Genomic DNA, 17,770 nt, shown 5'->3' on the forward strand with positions numbered 1-17,770 from the left:
TTACTGCAGCCGATTATCACGCCGGAGCCATGCCCCCGGTTCATTGTCCAACTATATAAAAACTGGCGCCCGGATTTCCGGACGCCAGCCTGTTATACTCCCCTGTGCTCCTACTCAGTCTTCTCCAGCATTCTAAGAATCACCGTCACTGCCTCTGCCCGCGTAGCCTGCTCCTGCGGAGCCAGCCGGTTATTGCCTCTGCCTTCAATCAGCCCTGCTGCATAGGCGGCTGCTGCATACGGCTGCCCCCAGGCCGGAATGTCCCCCGTATCTGTATATGCTGCCTTAGCTGCCGCATCCGTCTCCACATCCTGCGCCCGGATGATCATGGCAATCATCTCCAGACGTGTGATTTTCCCGTCCGGCCGGAAGGTCTGATCGGAATAGCCTGTAATCCAGCCGGATTGGACGGCAGCGGCAACATAAGGACCCGCCCAGGCAGGAATGCTGCCCTTGTCCTTGAACGTCAGCACGGATGGCTTAAGCTCCACCTGTAACGCACGGCCCAGGATTACCGCAAATTCACTGCGGGTCACCGCTCCGTACGGACGGAAGCTGCCGTCCCCGTATCCTTTTACCAGATTACGTTCTATGGCTGCAAGGATACTCTCTTTGGCCCAATGCTTATCTACATCCTTGAACACAAGCTGGCCGGCACTTGCGCCGTTGCCTGCATTTCCGGTATTCCCTGTATTCCCCATACTGCCGTTATCGCCAGTAGTTCCAGCAGCGCCAGTATTCCCCGCGTTATTGCCCGGATTACCATTATTACCGTTATTTCCGTTATTGCCGCCATCCCCATTACCGCCATTGTTTCCCGGATCCGGATCCGTGCCGCCGTCAGGCTGCTTGTCCGCCTTTATGACCGTCAGCACGAAGCTTTTCTGCGCCTCTGCCCCGTCCTTCCGCAAAGTGGCTGTCAAAGTCACCTCGGTTGTACCGGCCGGACGCTCAACCTCACCTTTGCTTGATATGATCTCCGGGTGGCTTGAGGTCCAGGTAATTTCACTTCCATACTCCCCGGCAGCCGGCAAAATAACATTCTTCGTCACCGAAGTCCTGAGATCTCCAGCAGCGTATCCGATTTCAAGCTTCGCCTGATCCAGATTAACCGCCAGCGGTTTCGGCAGATCCCCCAAAGTTATTGTTACGCTAGCTGTATTTAACGGAACTGTGACGCTGCCTTTTTCGTTATCTGCTATTCCTGCTGAGACATCCGCAATATTGTTCACCATACTTGGCAATTGAACGCTGAAGCTGGCCTGGCCGGCTGCAAGCTTCGCCTGACTCAAATCACTGTTGAAGGTAACAATGAGCTGGTTATCTTGTCTTACAATCTTGTATCCGACTCTGCCGCCCTGCAGTGCAGGATAGTTCTGGACACCAGCCACAATATTATTGTTCTTCGCAGCATCCAGCACCCACTCCTTAGGGATACCGCGGCCTGCAATAATCTCAACCTTCTCATTCTGGTCATAGATTCTCTCCCCGATCAGGGAGTCGACCAGCACCTTGGAGTTAACCGATTGTCCCCACATATGCTGGGCTGATCCGCCGCCGCCCGGGGTATTTTGCAGATTAAGCTGATCATTCGTCTGTGCCCACGGGCTGCCCGATACGGGATAATTGATTCCTTCCCACCAGCTGAACGGCCCGCTCATTGAATTCTCGATCATGAACTCGTAAGCTTTAATCCCCATATCCCGGTATGCTTCCCCGCGCAGCGCAGCACTGCCGTATCCGGCATTATAAGCACTTGAATAAAAGCCGTGCGGATATCCCCCGAAGTTGTACGGAGAATCGGTTGTATCCTCTTGAATCCGCCGGTTGATCCCATAGGTATACGTATCATCCAGCAGCTTCAGGTTAATGTTATCCTCCGGCTGCTCGGCCCCGTACAGGTATCCGTCCCAGTGCCATCTGCCGAACAGGAACATCGACGCCCAGTTCGCATCCCTGGAATCCTTCATCCGGTTCTCATCATTGGTCTCAACAACCGAGGCCGGAATATAATCGAGACCTTCCTCCGTTATCGTCTGCTGGAGCTTAGCTGTGAATTTGGCTAACAGGTCATCATATCTTGCTTTTGCCCATTCCGCTTCCTGCAAATAGGATTCATCATTCTTCAAACGGTATAATTCGCGTGTTACATATTCATAGGCGGTCAGGCCGGTCAGAGCGGAGTAATTGTCGATGGTCCAGTTGCCCTCTGAATCGATTGCGTACGTTTTTTTCATAATGCCGTCAGCGTTGCGGTCGCTTTCAATGGTTCTGGCCCCGAATTTCACCCGTTTCTCAAAAACAGTACCAGTCGTACCGTCATCAGCAGTCATCTGCTCATCAAAGATCGAGGCGTCTCCGGTCTTGCTTAAATACACTGCATAAGCCCAGGGAATCTTCCAGTTGGTATCCCAGTACAGGTTGCTGTCCACTTGGCCCGTCTCAATATTGATCCCGCCTGTCAGCGGAATGCTCTTCAGATAATCCTGCGCATGAGCGAAATCGCCGCTCTGAATCAGGTTCACCAGAATCCCCAGCGTGTCATGGGAAAATAACCGGGCATAACCGTTCTCACCCACATGCAGATAAGTATCATCCTTAATAATCAGCGTATCAATGTAACCTGATTTGAACGCATTCACCAGCTCCTGGTTCGGCAGACTGAGCTCCGCCACTTTGGAGAGTCTCATCAGCCAGTAAGCCTTCATCTCATTATAGTTGGCTTCGAAGGAGCCTAGGCCGGCCACCTGCTCTTTGGTCAGGGAAGTGAACCGGGTAACATTTTTGTCAAAATACTCATACTTATCCGCTTCAATCGCATATTCCCGCACAACGCTCGCGCCAGGCTGGACAGTATACATATTTACAGCAGCCGCATTGACCGGCACCAGATTGCCCGAGACAACCGGCAAAAGCACTATATCACCCGAATGATTCGTAGCCGTAATTCTGGAATAGTTAATGACATAATCCTTATTGTCCACAGTATGCTTGTTTGCGAACGTTTCAATCTTGTAGTCCACTTTATTTTTCGTATATTCACTGATAAATTCGGGCAGATAGCCTTCCCCTTTAGTCCACTTGATGTTGCTTGTATCCGTTACTCCGAAGGTAACCAGCTGCTTGGGGGCAACCGGGCCATGCTGCTCCGGACGGCTTCCGCCGATCTGATACGAGCCATCCAGGAAGGCAAGGGAGGCATTCTTATCCCCCTCAAAACCAAAGGCCGCAGTCATCTGCTCATTCGTTTCATACTTGTATTTGCCCGAGACCTTTAGATTATGAACCGCTTTCAAAACATTGGCGTATGCAGCCAGCTTATCGCTCTCCGGAGCGTTTGCCTCCAGCGCCTTGGCCGCTTTTACCGCTTCATTCAGGTTGTTTAGCGAACTTATAGTATATCCCTTGATCACCGCCCGGCTGATCCTGTCGATCTGGACGGCAATGTCAGACATGTCCATATTGAACTCAAGACCGTCCCTTGACGACTGCAGTGCGCTGTAAGCTGAATTAATCGCCTCCTGCTTGGCATCAAAATCATTCAGCAGCAGCTTCGCGTGATTGATTGCAGCCTCCAGAGCGGACCATGACTGTACGGTGTACAGCTTGCTGTTATAGTTATAATCCTCTATTTCAATGATTATAGCCTGCAAGGCGGTTCTATCCGTATCCGACTTTTTAATGATCCGCAAGATTCCTGTACCGAGATGTGCTTCTGATCGAAAAGCGCCTGAGACACTTTTGCCGAAATACTCGCCTGCCGTGTCCCCGCTTCTCTTCATAACCATCCAGCGGTATTTGCCGGAGAACAGATTCTTCTGCGACAGCACCAGGGCATAACGTGTATTCCCTGCAAGCGTGTAGCTGAGCGGTATGGCAGTCAGAGCGCCGTCCGTAACCTGGTCCCTGCTTACCGTTGCTTCAGCAAGCGGCGCACCTGCCGGCAGGCCTGAGCTGTCTGTCCCATATAATTTTGCCGTCAGATCACTTACGTTGTTGGACATTTTCCGCACATTTACTTGTACATACTGCATTTCAAAGCCGTCACTCACGGTAAAAGTCTGATATCTGTCCTGCTGATCCCCGCTGGCGCCGAACTCATATTCATTCTCAGCGGCACCTGTATAATCGATCATGATATTCGTATCTCTTCTTACCAGCGCAGCCTGAGCGTTATTCAGCCGGGTTAAGGCACTGTCAATGTCAGCCTGGGCGGCATCCTTCTGCTCCAGAACACTCTTGGCGGCTTCTCTTGCCTGCACAAAATCCTGCCAGGATTCATCCGTATACACGCCCTGAAGCCTGTCTTTGACCTGATTGTAGGCAGTCTGCAGTTTGCTCTTGTCCGCAAGCTCCTTGCTGCTCACGGCCAGTCCCGAGAAAGACATATTGCCGTACTGTGACAAGGTTTCTGCCTGCAGACCCTCCACTTTCAACTCCACATGGGCAGGCACCTTGATCTGATACTTGTACACTTCCGAAGTACCGCCAGCGTTGATTTCCTTCGTCTCCATAAGCTGCATATCCGCATATATTCTCACAGCAGCCTTGGCCTGCCACAGCCCGATGCCAAACACGACCGTCGACTCCTGCGGCTGCGGGGCTACCCGGAAGGTCCAGCCTACATTCTCATATTTCCCTGCATCCCTGCTGCTCTTCGGATAAAACACGCCAAACCCTGTATCTTTGACAGCCCTTTCATAACCGGCCATGCCATCATCCCAGGAATACGCAAGATAATTGGCATCACCGCCCCGGTCCGCTTTCCCCTCGGTGCCGGTAGTACCATTACCGTATACGCTGAAGGTTACAGAGCTGGAGACAGCCTTCCTGATCTGGACCATCTGCTCCGGGCCGTTGCCTTTCAGATGCAGCCAGTCCACATTGCCGACCTGGGACAGGTCAAGCGAGTCTTCCCCTTGTACTTTGCTTTGGTTGATATCAAGTGCGGCGGATCCTGTGACGGTATCCGTACCTTCTGCTGCAAAGGCTGCCTCCGGCAGACCCAGCGGGGCAGAAGTCAGAACCAGTGAAGCCATTAAGAGCATGACCGTCATTTTTTTGAGCGGTATTCTGAGCATTATCTAACCTCCATCTCTATTTTGTTTAAGCATATAAAAAACCGGGATATTAAAACATACGAATATCTTTACTTCCCGCCGACTTTTTTTACCTCTTTCTCTTACGGGCGGACGGTTACTGCAAACCATGGAATGCTGGCAGGGAATTAGGCGGTAAAAGGATAGGAAGGCACCGCCTCATCGCGGGCTGTAACCGGCATTTGGGCGGACAACCCGCTTAAGCAAGCAAAAAACGGCTGCGCCTCCTTTGCAGGATACGCAGCCGTTTGGGCGGAAAATAGATTGTTGAAGAGAACAACCAGGGTATAGATTGGTTATTCACGCGAAAGCCGTTTATGTACATTACAGCTATGGGATGCTAGCTGTTGCGGGGCTGGGGGGGCCGGGGGGCTGGGCGACACACCTGTATTCCTGCTCTCCTGCTCTCCTGCTCTCCTGCTCTCCTGCTCCCCTGCTCCCCTGCTCCCCTGCTCTCCTGCGCTCCTGCGCTCCTGCTCTCCTGCTCTCCTGCTCCCCTGCTCCCCTGCTCCCCTGCTCCCCTGCTCCAAAGTTGTACATTGTGCAATTTGCAGTCAATGAATTCCTGTTCCACACACGGATTGTTGCAGGAAATACAAAATTTTCTGCTCAAAAGGAGCTGGTAGAGTAGAATTGCTGCTTTTTGTGCAACATTTTGTTGTTTAGGTGCAGTAAACGGCCCCGAATGTTGTATTTCGTGCAGGATTTCTACTACCTTAACAGTGGGGGAGGCGCAATGTATTCGGTTTTCCGCATACATTTGGTCCGTTAACCTTCTTAGTGGCACAATGTGTTCGGTTTTCCGCATACATTTGGCTCGTTAATCTTCGTGGCAGCACATTGCGATTGTGTTCGGTTTTCCGCATACATTTGGCCCGTTTACCTTCGTAGTGGCACATTGTGTTCGGTTTTCCGCATACATCTGGCCTGTTCACCTTCGTAGTGACACATTGTGTTCGGTTTTCCGCATACATTTGGCCCGTTTACCTTCGTAGTGGCACATTGTGTTCGGTTTTCCGCATACATTTGGCCCGCTTCAGGTTGTCCCACCTTCATAAATTGTGACCTCACACCCTAGCCTGCAGTATCGCCCCCAGCTCCACCAGCAGACGGCTATTGTCTGCGCCGCCCTTGACCGCTACGCGGATATGCCCCGGCGTAAGGCCGGGATACATCGCGCAGCTGCGCACCAGGATGCCGCGGCGGCCCAGCCGCTCCTGTACCGCTGCTGCGGTCCATGGCGCGGGCAGCCGCAGCAGCAGGAAGTTCGCTTCGCCCGGCGGCACCCCGCAGCCGAGCTCAAGCAAGCCCCGCCGCAGCCGCTGCCGCTCGGCTGCGATCAGCGCGCGCGTCTCCTGCCCGTAGCCGTCGCCGCTCTGCAGGCAGGCTTCCCCGGCCAGCAGCGCCAGGCCGTTCACGCTCCAGGTCACCTGCTTGCCGCTCATCGCCGCGGCAAGCTCCGGGCTAGCGGCCGTGAAGCCCAGCCGCAGTCCCGGAATGGCAAAAAACTTCGTCATCGAGCGCACCAGCACCGCATGACGGTAAGCCCCCAGCTCCGGCAGCAGGGATATCCGGTCCGCCTCAGGGATGAAGTCGATGAACGCTTCATCCACCGCCAGCACCGTCCCGCAGGCTTCAGCCTTGCGGGCCAGGAACCGCAGCTCGTCCAGCGGATACTGGACGCCGTTCGGGTTGTTCGGCTGGCCGAGGAACAGCAGATCAGTCTGCTCCAGCAGGCCGGATATGGCCTCCACGGAAGCCCGGTAATCCTTCCCGCTTGTCCCCTGCACGGACAGCACTTCGGCACCGAACTGCTCCGCGAGCTGACGGTACTCGGAGAAACAGGGCTCGACGATACCCACCCGGCGCGGCGCCACCGCGAGCAGCAGCAAGGCCATAGATTCGGCCGCTCCGTTCGCGACGGTAATCCAGTCCGGACCGACCCCCAACTCCTCCGCGAGCAGCGCCTTCAGCCTCCGGTGCCCCGGATCGGGATAAGCGGTAATCGCTGTCACGGCATCCCGCAGAAGCGCCAGCACTCCAGGCGGCGGCCCCAGCGGATTAATATTGGCGCTGAAATCAACAAAGCCGCCGCTGTTTCCCCCGTATAACTCAGCCGCCGTCAGCAGATCACCACCGTGGCCATATTTTTCCAGCATAGATACACTCCCTTTACAATTAATCAGCTAACATTACGTTATATGGCTTGAACTGGAAGCATTAAGGTATATTAGCGATAGGAGAACGCCTATAACAATGAGGCAATTGTATTTTATACATTTGATTCCTTGCTAAATGCGCGAAAAATCCATTCTATTGTATTTCGTACAATGCTTTTCGGGGAAATGACCTTAAACTGCCTACAACACAAGAAACGAGTGTACAAAATACAGTAGATTCTATTTTCGGGCTTATTCTACTGCAATCTAATGTACAAAGTACAATAGAATGAATTCTCTATTTCCTCACTAATCTTAAGTTCAAAATCACAACCTCAAAATAAATAGTTTTAACTTCACCTGTTGCCGCCTATCAGCTATACCTCCACCTGTTGCCGCTCCCCCAAATACCTTATCTCTCACATTCTTCCCAGCCGCAACACTCACAGCGTTCATTCTCCCAATTATCAGCCCGGAGCCTTAAGTACGTCAATGCGCTTGCGGTAGCACGCCGGAGCCCCCGCCCTTTCTCCTCCCTCCCGCTTTTGCTTTTGTGATAATCTCCCTTTTGGTTTAGAATAAATACAGCAGTTTACTATGGTGAAGCGGAGGAATCACTATGCTTTTTATTGATAACACCGGAATTACAGACCCGTCGATCAATCTGGCGATTGAGGAGTTTGCGCTCAAGAACCTGCCGATGGACGACAGCTACCTGCTCTTTTATATCAACAGCCCGTCCATCATCATCGGCAAACATCAGAATACGATCGAAGAGATCAACCAGGAGTACGTGAAAGACAACAATATTCAAGTCGTCCGGCGTCTGTCCGGCGGCGGTGCGGTATATCATGACTTAGGCAACCTGAACTTCAGCTTCATAACTAAGGACGACGGCCAGTCGTTCCATAACTTCCTGAAATTTACCCAGCCGGTCATCGACTACCTGCAATCTATGGGCGTGAATGCGGAGCTGAGCGGACGTAATGACCTTCAGGTCGGGGAGCAGAAAATCTCCGGCAACGCCCAGTTCTCCACCCGCGGACGCATGTTCAGCCATGGCACCCTGATGTTCGACCTTAATCTGGATGATGTACAAGCTTCACTCAATGTGAATCCGGAGAAGTTCAAATCAAAGAGCACGAAATCTGTACGCAGCCGTGTCGCCAATATCAAGGAGCTGCTCGGTAATCCGGATATGACAATTGAGGAATTCCGCGAAGGCCTGCTGCGTTCCATCTTCGGCATGGAGGCCTCTGAGGTTCCGCAGTACAAGCTGACCATGGACGACTGGGTGCGGATCAATGAAATTTCGAAGGAGCACTACCAGAACTGGGATTGGAACTACGGCTTATCGCCGAAGAGCAATGTGAAGCATACCCGCAAATTCCCGGCCGGACTTGTCGATATCCGCATGGATATTGAAGATTCCGTAATCCGCGAGATCAAAATCTACGGGGACTTCTTCGGCGTCGGCGATGTCGCAGATGTCGAGAATGCGCTGCGCGGCAAGCGTTATGAAGAAGCAGAGGTACGCCAGGCGCTGGCCGATCTCGATCTGAAGCATTATTTCGGCCGGATTGAGCCGGAGGATTTCATCGGACTTGTGTTTCTTGAGGAATAGCCGCAGCTCAAATCTCCCCACACTATGAAGCCTGGGCAGGATGTTGACGCAGGTGCTTTGCGGGAGACTCCGAATTCTTCGAAATGCTATAATGGTTAAAAAAAGAACCCCGCTATCCTGCACCCTGTGCAGCATATAGCGGGGTTCTTCCCATACTTGTTACGTCTTTTTTCGCTCATGCCTTAGTTTTCGCTCACGTCCCGGTTTCCGCTCATGTCCGGCCTTCCGTATACGCGGATAACCTGCCGGTCTTCACTTAAAGCCTGCGCTGCCCTGCCCCTGTGCATTCTGTGCTTCATACCAGTGAAGGCGTAAGAACAAATACATAGACAACCAGGAGCAGCGTAAGGATCACGCACACCTTCTCCACCGCATTGCCCTTCTTCGTGCCGGTGCTCATCAGCTTCAGCCGCAGCTTAAGCGGCAGCGGAGGCAGCGGAGTAATTCCGCGCTGGGTCAAGGAATCGGCGAGCAGATGCAGGGCGTAGGACAGGCTACCGGCAACCCAGAGGCTGCCGCCGTCATTCATGCCGCTTGAAACGAAATAGAGCAGCGCTCCCCAGCCGGCAACAGCATACAGCGTATGCGTAATTCCCCGGTGCGGAACAACAGAGGCTACTACCAGCACACAGGCAGCGATGTAGTTCCATGGCTCATATGCACCGGCAAAAGCAAACAAAGCCAGCGCTAGCAGCAGCATCACCAGATGCCGCAGCCGGCGCCCCGGCAGGAAGGATACGCTGCCGACCAGCAAAGACAGCGCAATATTCCACGGCGGAGCAGCAATTCCGGCGAAATACAGATAGATCGCCGCGCCGATTAAAGATACCTGCAGCATGCGCAGGACAAACTCGGGGACCGCTTTACGGACCAGCAAGGAGTTCGGCTCGTCAATATCGGGCAGCAGCGAGCTGACTACAGCTACTGCGACCGCCGGGAGGGTAATTTCCAGCCCCAGCAGGCTCATGGCGGATAAGGTAATCCCGGTGCTGATAACTAAATGGGATTTGCCCATCATGATGAATCCGCTCCTTACAATACAGGTATAATCATTCCGGCTGCTCTTATTATAAGAACAAGTGTACGGTTATCGAAGTATACCAAGGCTTGTCCGGTTTGTCCAGCTTATGGCAGCCCGTGCCTGTTTTCCGCCCTGCCGGCTGCGGCTGCTGTGCAGTTACGGCTTGTCCTGCCCACTGATTTAGGATACAATTTGGACAACTCATTCAGCCCTGAAAGGATGACCTCTGTGGCCCGCTCCCGAATCGCCGATCTAAGTCTGCTGCTGGTGGCGATGATGTGGGGATGTACGTTTCTTCTTGTGCAATCCGCAGTCAGGGTGCTGCCGCCGCTGGCTTTTAACGGCATCCGCTTTACAGGCGCAGCCTTGCTGCTTGCACTGATTACCGGGCTTTTCTACCGGCAGGAGTGGAAGAAGCTGAGCTGGCGCATGGTTCTCCATGCGCTGCTGCTGGGCATCTTCCTGTTCCTCGGCTACGGCTTCCAGACGATGGGGCTGCTGTACACTACCACCTCCAATACCGGCTTCATTACCGGGCTGTCGGTGGTACTTGTCCCGTTCTTGTCGCTGGCACTGCTGAAGCATGCCATTTCCCGGTATACGTGGCTGAGTGCCGGCCTAGCAGCAGCAGGCCTGTACCTGCTGACCTTTACCGGATCAGCGTTGTCCCTGAACATTGGCGATGGCCTGATTCTGCTCTGCGCCGTCGCCTTTGCCCTGCAGATTGCGTATACCGGCATATATGCGCCGCGTTATCCGGCTTTGCCGCTGGCTGCGCTCCAGCTGGCTTTTGTGGGCCTCTTCAGCCTCGCGGCTTCGCTGCTGGTCGACGGAGCGGCACCGCTGATGCACAGCGGAGAGCTGCTCGCGAAGCCCGAGGTGCTCACGGCAATGCTGATCTCCATCGGCCCGACCAGTGCCTTCGCCTTCTGGATTCAGACGGCCTGCCAGAAATACACCACCCCGTCCAGGGTGGCGATTATCTATGCTACAGAGCCGGTATTCGCCGCAGTAACCGGCCTGCTGTTCGGCGGGGAGACCCTTGGAATATCCGCCTTGCTCGGCTGCGGCTGCATCCTGGCCGCTATGCTGCTGGCCGAGCTGAGTCCGGCCCCGGCCAGGACTCAGGCGGAGAGCTGAGCCGCCGGCTTAGCAATGAATTACAGCTTTACTGCAGCACACAGAAAGCCGGGTGCCGCCTTCTTTTATATAGAAAAATCGCGGACAGCCAGGCTAAACCAAACCTTTAGGAGAGAATCCAAATGTACAAATTGATTGCGATTGACATCGACGACACTCTGATTAATGACGACAAGGAAGTCACCCCGGCTACACAAACCGCGCTGGAGCAGGCGGTTGCCGCAGGCGTAGTGGTTACCCTCGCAACGGGACGCGCTTATGCTTCTGCGCAGGCCATCGCCCGCCAGACCGGCCTGAATGTGCCGATCATTACTTACCAGGGAGCACTCATCAAGAACCTCCTGGATGAAGAAGTGCTGTATGAGCGTTATGTACCGCAGGATGCCGTGCGCAAGCTGTTCGAGTACTGCGTAGAGCATAATCTTCACCTGCAGACTTACATCGACGACAAGCTGTATGCCCGTGAGGAGAACCAGAAGCTGATCGATTACACTACCTTAAACAAGACACAATATTACGTTGAGCCTGACTGGGAGAAGCTTGTCCCGCAAAAAACACCAAAACTCCTCATCATCGACGATCCTGATTTCCTTGACGAGCTGTCCCCGATTCTGCGCAGCCTGCTTGGCGATTCGGTCCATATTACGAAATCCAAGCCGCATTTCCTCGAAATCATGCATCATGAAGGCACTAAAGGGCTCGCTCTCGAATTTCTGGCTAAGCATTTCGGCTGCGAGCTGTCCGAGACGATGGCGATGGGCGATTCCTGGAATGATCATGAGATGCTGGAAACCGCAGGTCTTGGTGTAGCCATGGCAAACGCCATTCCTGCCCTGAAGAAGATCGCAGATTTCGTTACCCTCAGCAACAATGAGGACGGCGTGAAGTTTGCCATCGACAAGTTCATTCTTGGTGCAGGCCAAGAAGCATAACACACACCCCACAAAGTGATGTCAAAGCTTCGAGGCGGACTCAGGTACTTTGCGGGGACCCCAAAATCTATGAATTCTTATCTTGTGAAAAAGGGTGGCGTTCCGCCGGTTCATCGCTTGAACTAGCAGTGCGCCACCCTTTTATTTTGCCGGCTGAGCCGTCTGACTTACAATGTTATCCCTATCACTATGAAGAAAGGATGATTATACATGGAGAACATATCCGCAGCAGACCAGCTGGAGTCTATCCAGTCTATGCAATCGACGATCAAGAAACTCGAAAGCGCCTTATCCCAGATGACGCAGAGCGGCACGAATACAACCCTGGTACAGAAACGGCTGAATGCCATGAATATTGGCTTAGCCGTTCTGGAAGGCATCTGGAAGCATACACCACAGCAGTATACCCGTGAAGATGCAGCCGAAGCCCGCAAAGTGATCAGCGGACTGCTCCCTTCTGTGGAACACAGCTTTGCCAAAGCAAAGGAAGGCGGTCCGCAGAAAACGCTTTTGGCACGAAGAATTACCGCCTTGAAGCTGGTGATCCAGGCCATCGACTCCCTCTAGCAGGATACGGCAGCCAGCTGCTCCTCCCCGGACTCCTGCTCCAGCTGGGAATTGTAGAGATCGGAGTACCGTCCTCCGGCCGCAAGCAGCTCCTCATGTCCGCCCCGTTCCACAATCTCCCCGTTCTCCATTACCAGAATGATGTCGGCATTCTGTATGGTTGAGAGGCGGTGGGCGATGACCAGCGTTGTTTTGTCCTTCATCAGCTTGCGGATCGCCTGCTGGACCATCTTCTCCGACTCATTGTCGAGGGCAGCCGTGGCTTCATCAAGCAGCAGAATCGGCGCATTCTTCAGCATCGCTCTGGCAATAGACAGGCGCTGACGCTGCCCGCCCGACAATCTGGAGCCGTGCTCACCGATCTCCGTATGGATGCCGTCCGGCAGCTCCATTACGAACTCATAGGCATTCGCCTGCTTCAGCACCTCTATAATTTCTTCATCCGTCGCTCCCTGCCTGCCGCTCCCGATATTATCCCGGATACTTCCCGTGTACAGTCCTGACTCCTGGGGCACATAAGCGAAATAACTCCGCAGCTGTGTAAGCGGCATTCCGGCAACCGGCTCGCCGTTAATGACAATCTCCCCGGCATCCGCTTCATAGAAACCGAGCAGCAGCTTGAAGAGTGTGGATTTGCCGCCGCCGCTCGGGCCGACCACCGCCATCTGCTTCCCGCGCTCCAGCTCCAGGCTGACCCCGCTCAGACTCTGCTTCTCACTCTCCGGATAGCCGAAGCTCAGCTTGTCAAGCTCCAGCAGCTCGAATTCAGGCGGGTTCTGTTGCTGCTCCGGCAGCACCTCTACCTCCGCAGGAGCATCCATTACCTCGAAGATCCGCTCCGCCGCCCCCAGCGACTGCTGCATGGAAGCGACCAATCCCGGAAGCGCCGAGAACGGCCCCACCAGATAATTCATCAGCTGAATGAAGGCGATCATCGCACCAACCTCCAGCGAGCCTTTGGCTACGAACCAGCCGGCAATCACCAGTGCAAGCAGGAAAGTAAGATTTCCAAGCAGCGCCGACAGTGCCCCGGTTGCTCCTTCAATTCTCGCTTTCTTCCGCTCCCCGAGAGCGATGCTGTCACTATAGCCGGTGTACTGCTTCTGAAGTCTGCGCTCGATGGAGAAGGCCTTGAAGACCATGCTGCTGCCCAGAATATCATTCAGAAAGGCCGTCGCCTTGCTCATATTCTCCTGCACCCGCACACTGTTAACCCGCATCGCATTGCCGAACACTTTGCCGACCAGGAACAGCAAGGGGCCGATGGACAGACAGATCAGCGCCAGCAGCCAGTTAATGTAGACCAGGTAAGCGAAGGAGGCCACAGCCAGCAGCGGATTGCGCAGGAGGTCCAGCATTACATGTCCGCAGGCTTCACCGACCGACTGGTTATCATTCGTGAACCGTGACAAGAGATCACCGGAATGCTTGCGGTCAAAATACGACTGTGGCAGCGCCAGCGTATGTCCCATCAGGTCACGGCGCAGCTCGTTTCTGATTTTGGCGGATATATTCGTTTTGAGATAGGTACCGAAGAAGGTGTTCACTCCGACCACTGCAAGAAAAGCAAGCCCGAACCAGGCCAGCCCTTTGAAGGCTTCCACATCCAGGCGGACCGCCGCATCCGTAATCCGGGCCAGAAACCAGGCCATAGTAAGATCCAGCACGATACTGAACAAGGTAACCGCCAGCAATACCGCGTAAATCAGTTTGTGCTTCAGCATGTATGTACTTAATCTCTTGAAAGCACCCTTCTGCTTCACATTATCAGCTCCTTAAAATTCTGTTCCCCGCACCTTCGCATACACTTTGCTGTCATGGAGCTCCCCGTCTGATTCACGGGTACTGCTGCGCAGGACCCCGTCCAGGGTAAAGCCGGCACGTTCGGCAACAGCCGCACTCCGCAGATTCCTTGCACTGCAGCGGATTTCAATCCGCTCCGCCCCAAGCTCTCTAGCGGCAAAGTCCGTAATCCCGTTCACCGCTTCCGTAATAAATCCGTTACCCGCCTGCGAGCTTCTGATCCAGTAGCCGGCTTCGAAGCAGCGGGTCTCCCAGTTGATATGATGCAGGCCGATGTTGCCGATGAAGCTTCCGTCATATTTGCTGTAAATCTGCATATTCAGCATGGAGCGCTTGAGATAATCGATCCTCGACTCCCGGACGTATTGCTCGGTCTCTTCCACCGCCGGCAGGCTCTGGGCAAACGGCATCCACGGCTGCAGCTCGTTCAGGCTCTCCCCGATTGCCGCATTCATCTCCGCCCCATCCCCGGACTGCGCGGCCCGGATAAGCAGCCGCTGCGTTTCAAAGCTCTCTGGAATATCCAGCATAACCGGTATAAAAGATTTCTCACTCATAATGATTTCAGCCTCCGCTACATATCGGTTTAGGTACATACAAAATAATCCAATTTACCAATGTTATTATAGGGTGTCCTCCCTTTTTTGCAAATTAAGAAAAATACACATTAACTTCATAGAAATGGAATCTGTAAATGCAGTCACTCTGCTTCTTTTGCCCTTATCCCTCAGTTTACAGAAATAGGGTTAGACCTCTCAGCGGCGGGAGGCGGATTTGCCTCTCGGTCTTGAGGCTGAAAATGGGCCTGTATAGCTGGAACGCCGGATCTCATAAGAAAAGCTACCTTCCTTTTATTGCAGGAAGATAGCTTTTCAGCTTATTTACTACCGTCGATTAGCCTGTCAGGTTTACGGTTATTCCATATCAGCACCATAGAGTAAATGCAAAAACTGAAGATCAGAAACAGTACACTCAAGTCCTTTATAATAAAATAAAGGATACTAATCAAAATTAGTCCTAGTGCATTAATGGCAATAAGTCGTATAAAGAGATTGTTTCGTGATATTACTGCAACAGCATAGTTCAGGAAACTGATCACAATATGGAAAAAGAATAATAACAGAAAAAATAACACAAATACAACAGCCTGACCTGGATCACTAACGTATGGAGTGCTTGAGACTAATGAATTGTTAACATTTATGACCAATGCACTGTAAAAAGCACTTAGTATAAAAGAGATTAAACAGAGATTAAATATCAATTCCTTCTTTAGCCGTTCTATGAGAGCACCTCCAAACCATCCAAATCGGCCCGCTTTGCTAAATAACGCAGCACAGCATTTCCTTCATTCTGTGATGCGTTAAGTCCCCTCGTGATACAGCGGCAGCTTCATCCCTGTAACGGCAAGGGTTACCTTCTCCGGTAAAATATAATCCTTCTCCAGATTCACATCATGCGACATATGGGTGTATACCGCCCTGCGCGGCTGCACAATGTTTAGCAGCTCGGCTGCCTCTGTCATATCGTAAACCGAACGTGTGGACAGCTCCGCCGCTTCATAGTAAAAGCTGGTTCCCAGCACCAGCAGATCCGCGCCATGCATCCGCTTCGTTTCCTCCGGCCCCAGGGAAATTGAGTCCGGGCAGTAGACCCAGACATAGCCGTTCTTCTCCAGCCGGTAGGCATAGGAGTAGCCGTTCTTGCCGTGGTTGACCCGCCAGGTGTCAATCTGCCAGCCGTCCAGCACCAGGCCGTCATCGCAGGCAACCATATCGATGTGCCCGCTAAGCCACGGATATTGGCGCTGTATCACAGGGATGACCTCCGCCGGAGCATAGAGCTCCCCCCGGTAGCCCATCCAGCGGCAGCTGTCCGCCCATTCCGGCAGTCCGCCGATATGGTCGAAGTGGGCATGCGTCACCAGCAGCCTGCGCATGCCGCGGTGCCCCAGCAGCTCCATCTGCCGCCGCCAGTCCGGCCCGCAGTCAATCGCCAGGAAACTACTGCCGTTATCTATAAGCACAGAAGAGCGCAGCCGGATATTGCGTCCGCTGGTTCTTGCCTCCGTGCAGGTCTCACAGTCACAATACACCCGGGGTACGCCCATGGCATCCCCGGTTCCCGTAAATATCAATGTATCCATAAGCCAGCCCTCCTTAGTTGCTCTAATATAGTACTCTACGCCGGTATCTTAACCCATTTATTATAAAACAGCCGCTGTTCCTTTGCATCCCGTACCTCACTTCTATAACATATTCTGCCCGCTTCCCGCAGACAAATAAAGAGCTGTCCTGCAGCATCTCCACCGCAGAACAGCTCTTCTCATAATCATCATATTCAGATTCCCGCCAGCACCTGATACCAGATGCCGCGCTTAGAGTACAGCGTCGTGCGGACTTCTTCCCAGCCGCCAAGGTAGCTGATATCGAACAGGCCGTCAGGCACCGGATACTCGCTCTCATGCTCAGCATATACCTGCCCGTTCACCGGACGGAAGCCGAATTTGGCGAATACCTCCTGCGCCTCCGGTGTACTCAGATAATCCACCAGCGCCTCCGCCGCCTGGCGCGTGCCGTGCTTATCTGCATATTTGTCCACCACAGCAGCCGGATTCTCAATCAGAATCGTACTCTGCGGGATGATGACCTCATACTTGACCCCTTTGGCAATCCGGGCCAGCAGCTCATTCTCATACGTGACGATTACATCACCCACACCGTATTCGAAGGCCGCCATCGACGCCCGTCCGCTTTTATCCAGAGATTCCACGTTCGCATGTATACTCTCCAGGAAAGCCTTCGCAGCAGCCGGGTCCTTCTTTCCTTCCTGCTCCTCAGACAGCTTCAGCCCAGCGCCATAGATCGCATTGATATCCCACTGCGCGCCGCCCGAGGTCTTCGGATTAGGGTACAGCACCTTTACCCCCGGCTTCGCCAGATCCGCGAAATCATGAATCCCTTTCGGATTGCCTTCCCGTGTTCCGAGCGCGACAACCGAACGTGTCACCATTCCGGCCTCACCGTGCTCCTTCCAGCTTTTCTCCACCAGGCCTGCTTTGACGAGCTTTTCTACATCACCTTCCATCGCGAGCAGGGTGACATCCGCCTCGAAGCCGCCGGCAATAGCCCGTGCCTGGGTTCCGGAGGCCTCATAGGACTGCTGGAATATAATTTTCTGTCCGGTCTCCGCCTGCCATTTGTCCGCGAATAAAGGCAGAATTTCACCCATCGCATCCTTCACCACACTGTAAGCACCAATGACAAGCGTCAGATCGCCCTGCGGGGCACCCTCAGCCGGGTCTTCCGCCGTATTGCCGTTACCGCAGCCCGCTATAATCAGTACCAGTACAGCCAGCATTAAGACAGCCGGCCATCCGTGCAGTTGTCTGCTCCTTCTGATAAGCTTCATACCGGCACACATCC

General features: G+C 53.5%; 11 protein-coding genes. 4 read left to right on the forward strand and 7 right to left on the reverse strand.

Going from position 1 to position 17,770, the window contains the following annotated elements; genetic code table 11:
* Positions 1-110: 110 nt before the first annotated feature.
* Both LOS79_RS18265 and cobD read right to left on the reverse strand, forming a co-directional pair.
* Positions 111-5,081, reverse strand: coding sequence for an S-layer homology domain-containing protein (locus LOS79_RS18265; protein ID WP_315411487.1), 4,971 nt, complete (start codon positions 5,079-5,081; stop codon positions 111-113).
* A gap of 1,085 nt (positions 5,082-6,166) precedes the next feature.
* Complete coding sequence (cobD, locus tag LOS79_RS18270; RefSeq protein WP_315411488.1) at positions 6,167-7,258, reverse strand: threonine-phosphate decarboxylase CobD; 1,092 nt, start codon at positions 7,256-7,258, stop codon at positions 6,167-6,169.
* Between the two features lie 619 nt (positions 7,259-7,877).
* Here cobD and LOS79_RS18275 point away from each other — a divergent pair.
* On the forward strand, positions 7,878-8,882 hold the full coding sequence (locus LOS79_RS18275; RefSeq protein ID WP_315411489.1) for a lipoate--protein ligase: 1,005 nt from the start codon (positions 7,878-7,880) through the stop codon (positions 8,880-8,882).
* A 295-nt stretch (positions 8,883-9,177) separates the two neighbouring features.
* Here the strand turns inward: LOS79_RS18275 and LOS79_RS18280 are convergent, their stop codons facing one another.
* The gene (locus LOS79_RS18280; RefSeq protein WP_315411490.1) at positions 9,178-9,900 is read right to left on the reverse strand and encodes a metal-dependent hydrolase; all 723 of its coding nucleotides are present in this window, start codon (positions 9,898-9,900) and stop codon (positions 9,178-9,180) included.
* Positions 9,901-10,131: 231 nt separating this feature from the next.
* Between LOS79_RS18280 and LOS79_RS18285 the strand changes: the two genes are divergently transcribed.
* The 3 genes from LOS79_RS18285 (at position 10,132) to LOS79_RS18295 (ending at position 12,542) form a co-directional block, all read left to right on the forward strand.
* Complete coding sequence (locus LOS79_RS18285) at positions 10,132-11,043, forward strand: DMT family transporter (RefSeq protein ID WP_315411491.1); 912 nt, start codon at positions 10,132-10,134, stop codon at positions 11,041-11,043.
* A 122-nt stretch (positions 11,044-11,165) separates the two neighbouring features.
* Positions 11,166-11,975, forward strand: a complete 810-nt coding sequence (locus LOS79_RS18290; RefSeq protein WP_315411492.1) for a Cof-type HAD-IIB family hydrolase — start codon at positions 11,166-11,168, stop codon at positions 11,973-11,975.
* 210 nt (positions 11,976-12,185) lie between these two features.
* A complete protein-coding gene (locus tag LOS79_RS18295; protein ID WP_315411493.1) occupies positions 12,186-12,542 on the forward strand; it encodes a hypothetical protein in 357 nt (118 codons plus the stop codon).
* Here the strand turns inward: LOS79_RS18295 and LOS79_RS18300 are convergent.
* From LOS79_RS18300 to LOS79_RS18315, 4 genes are all read right to left on the reverse strand, one after another.
* A complete protein-coding gene (locus tag LOS79_RS18300) occupies positions 12,539-14,266 on the reverse strand; it encodes an ABC transporter ATP-binding protein (RefSeq protein ID WP_315411494.1) in 1,728 nt (575 codons plus the stop codon). The two genes, LOS79_RS18295 and LOS79_RS18300, sit on opposite strands and share 4 nt — an antisense overlap.
* A 51-nt stretch (positions 14,267-14,317) precedes the next feature.
* Positions 14,318-14,902, reverse strand: coding sequence for a GNAT family N-acetyltransferase (locus tag LOS79_RS18305; RefSeq protein WP_315411495.1), 585 nt, complete (start codon positions 14,900-14,902; stop codon positions 14,318-14,320).
* Positions 14,903-15,708: 806 nt separating this feature from the next.
* A complete protein-coding gene (locus LOS79_RS18310; protein ID WP_315411496.1) occupies positions 15,709-16,491 on the reverse strand; it encodes an MBL fold metallo-hydrolase in 783 nt (260 codons plus the stop codon).
* Between the two features lie 194 nt (positions 16,492-16,685).
* Positions 16,686-17,756, reverse strand: coding sequence for a sulfate ABC transporter substrate-binding protein (locus LOS79_RS18315; RefSeq protein WP_315411497.1), 1,071 nt, complete (start codon positions 17,754-17,756; stop codon positions 16,686-16,688).
* Positions 17,757-17,770 lie beyond the last annotated feature (14 nt).

Origin of the sequence: Paenibacillus sp. MMS20-IR301 (genome assembly GCF_032302195.1) — a bacterium.
Taxonomy (GTDB): domain Bacteria; phylum Bacillota; class Bacilli; order Paenibacillales; family Paenibacillaceae; genus Paenibacillus_AQ.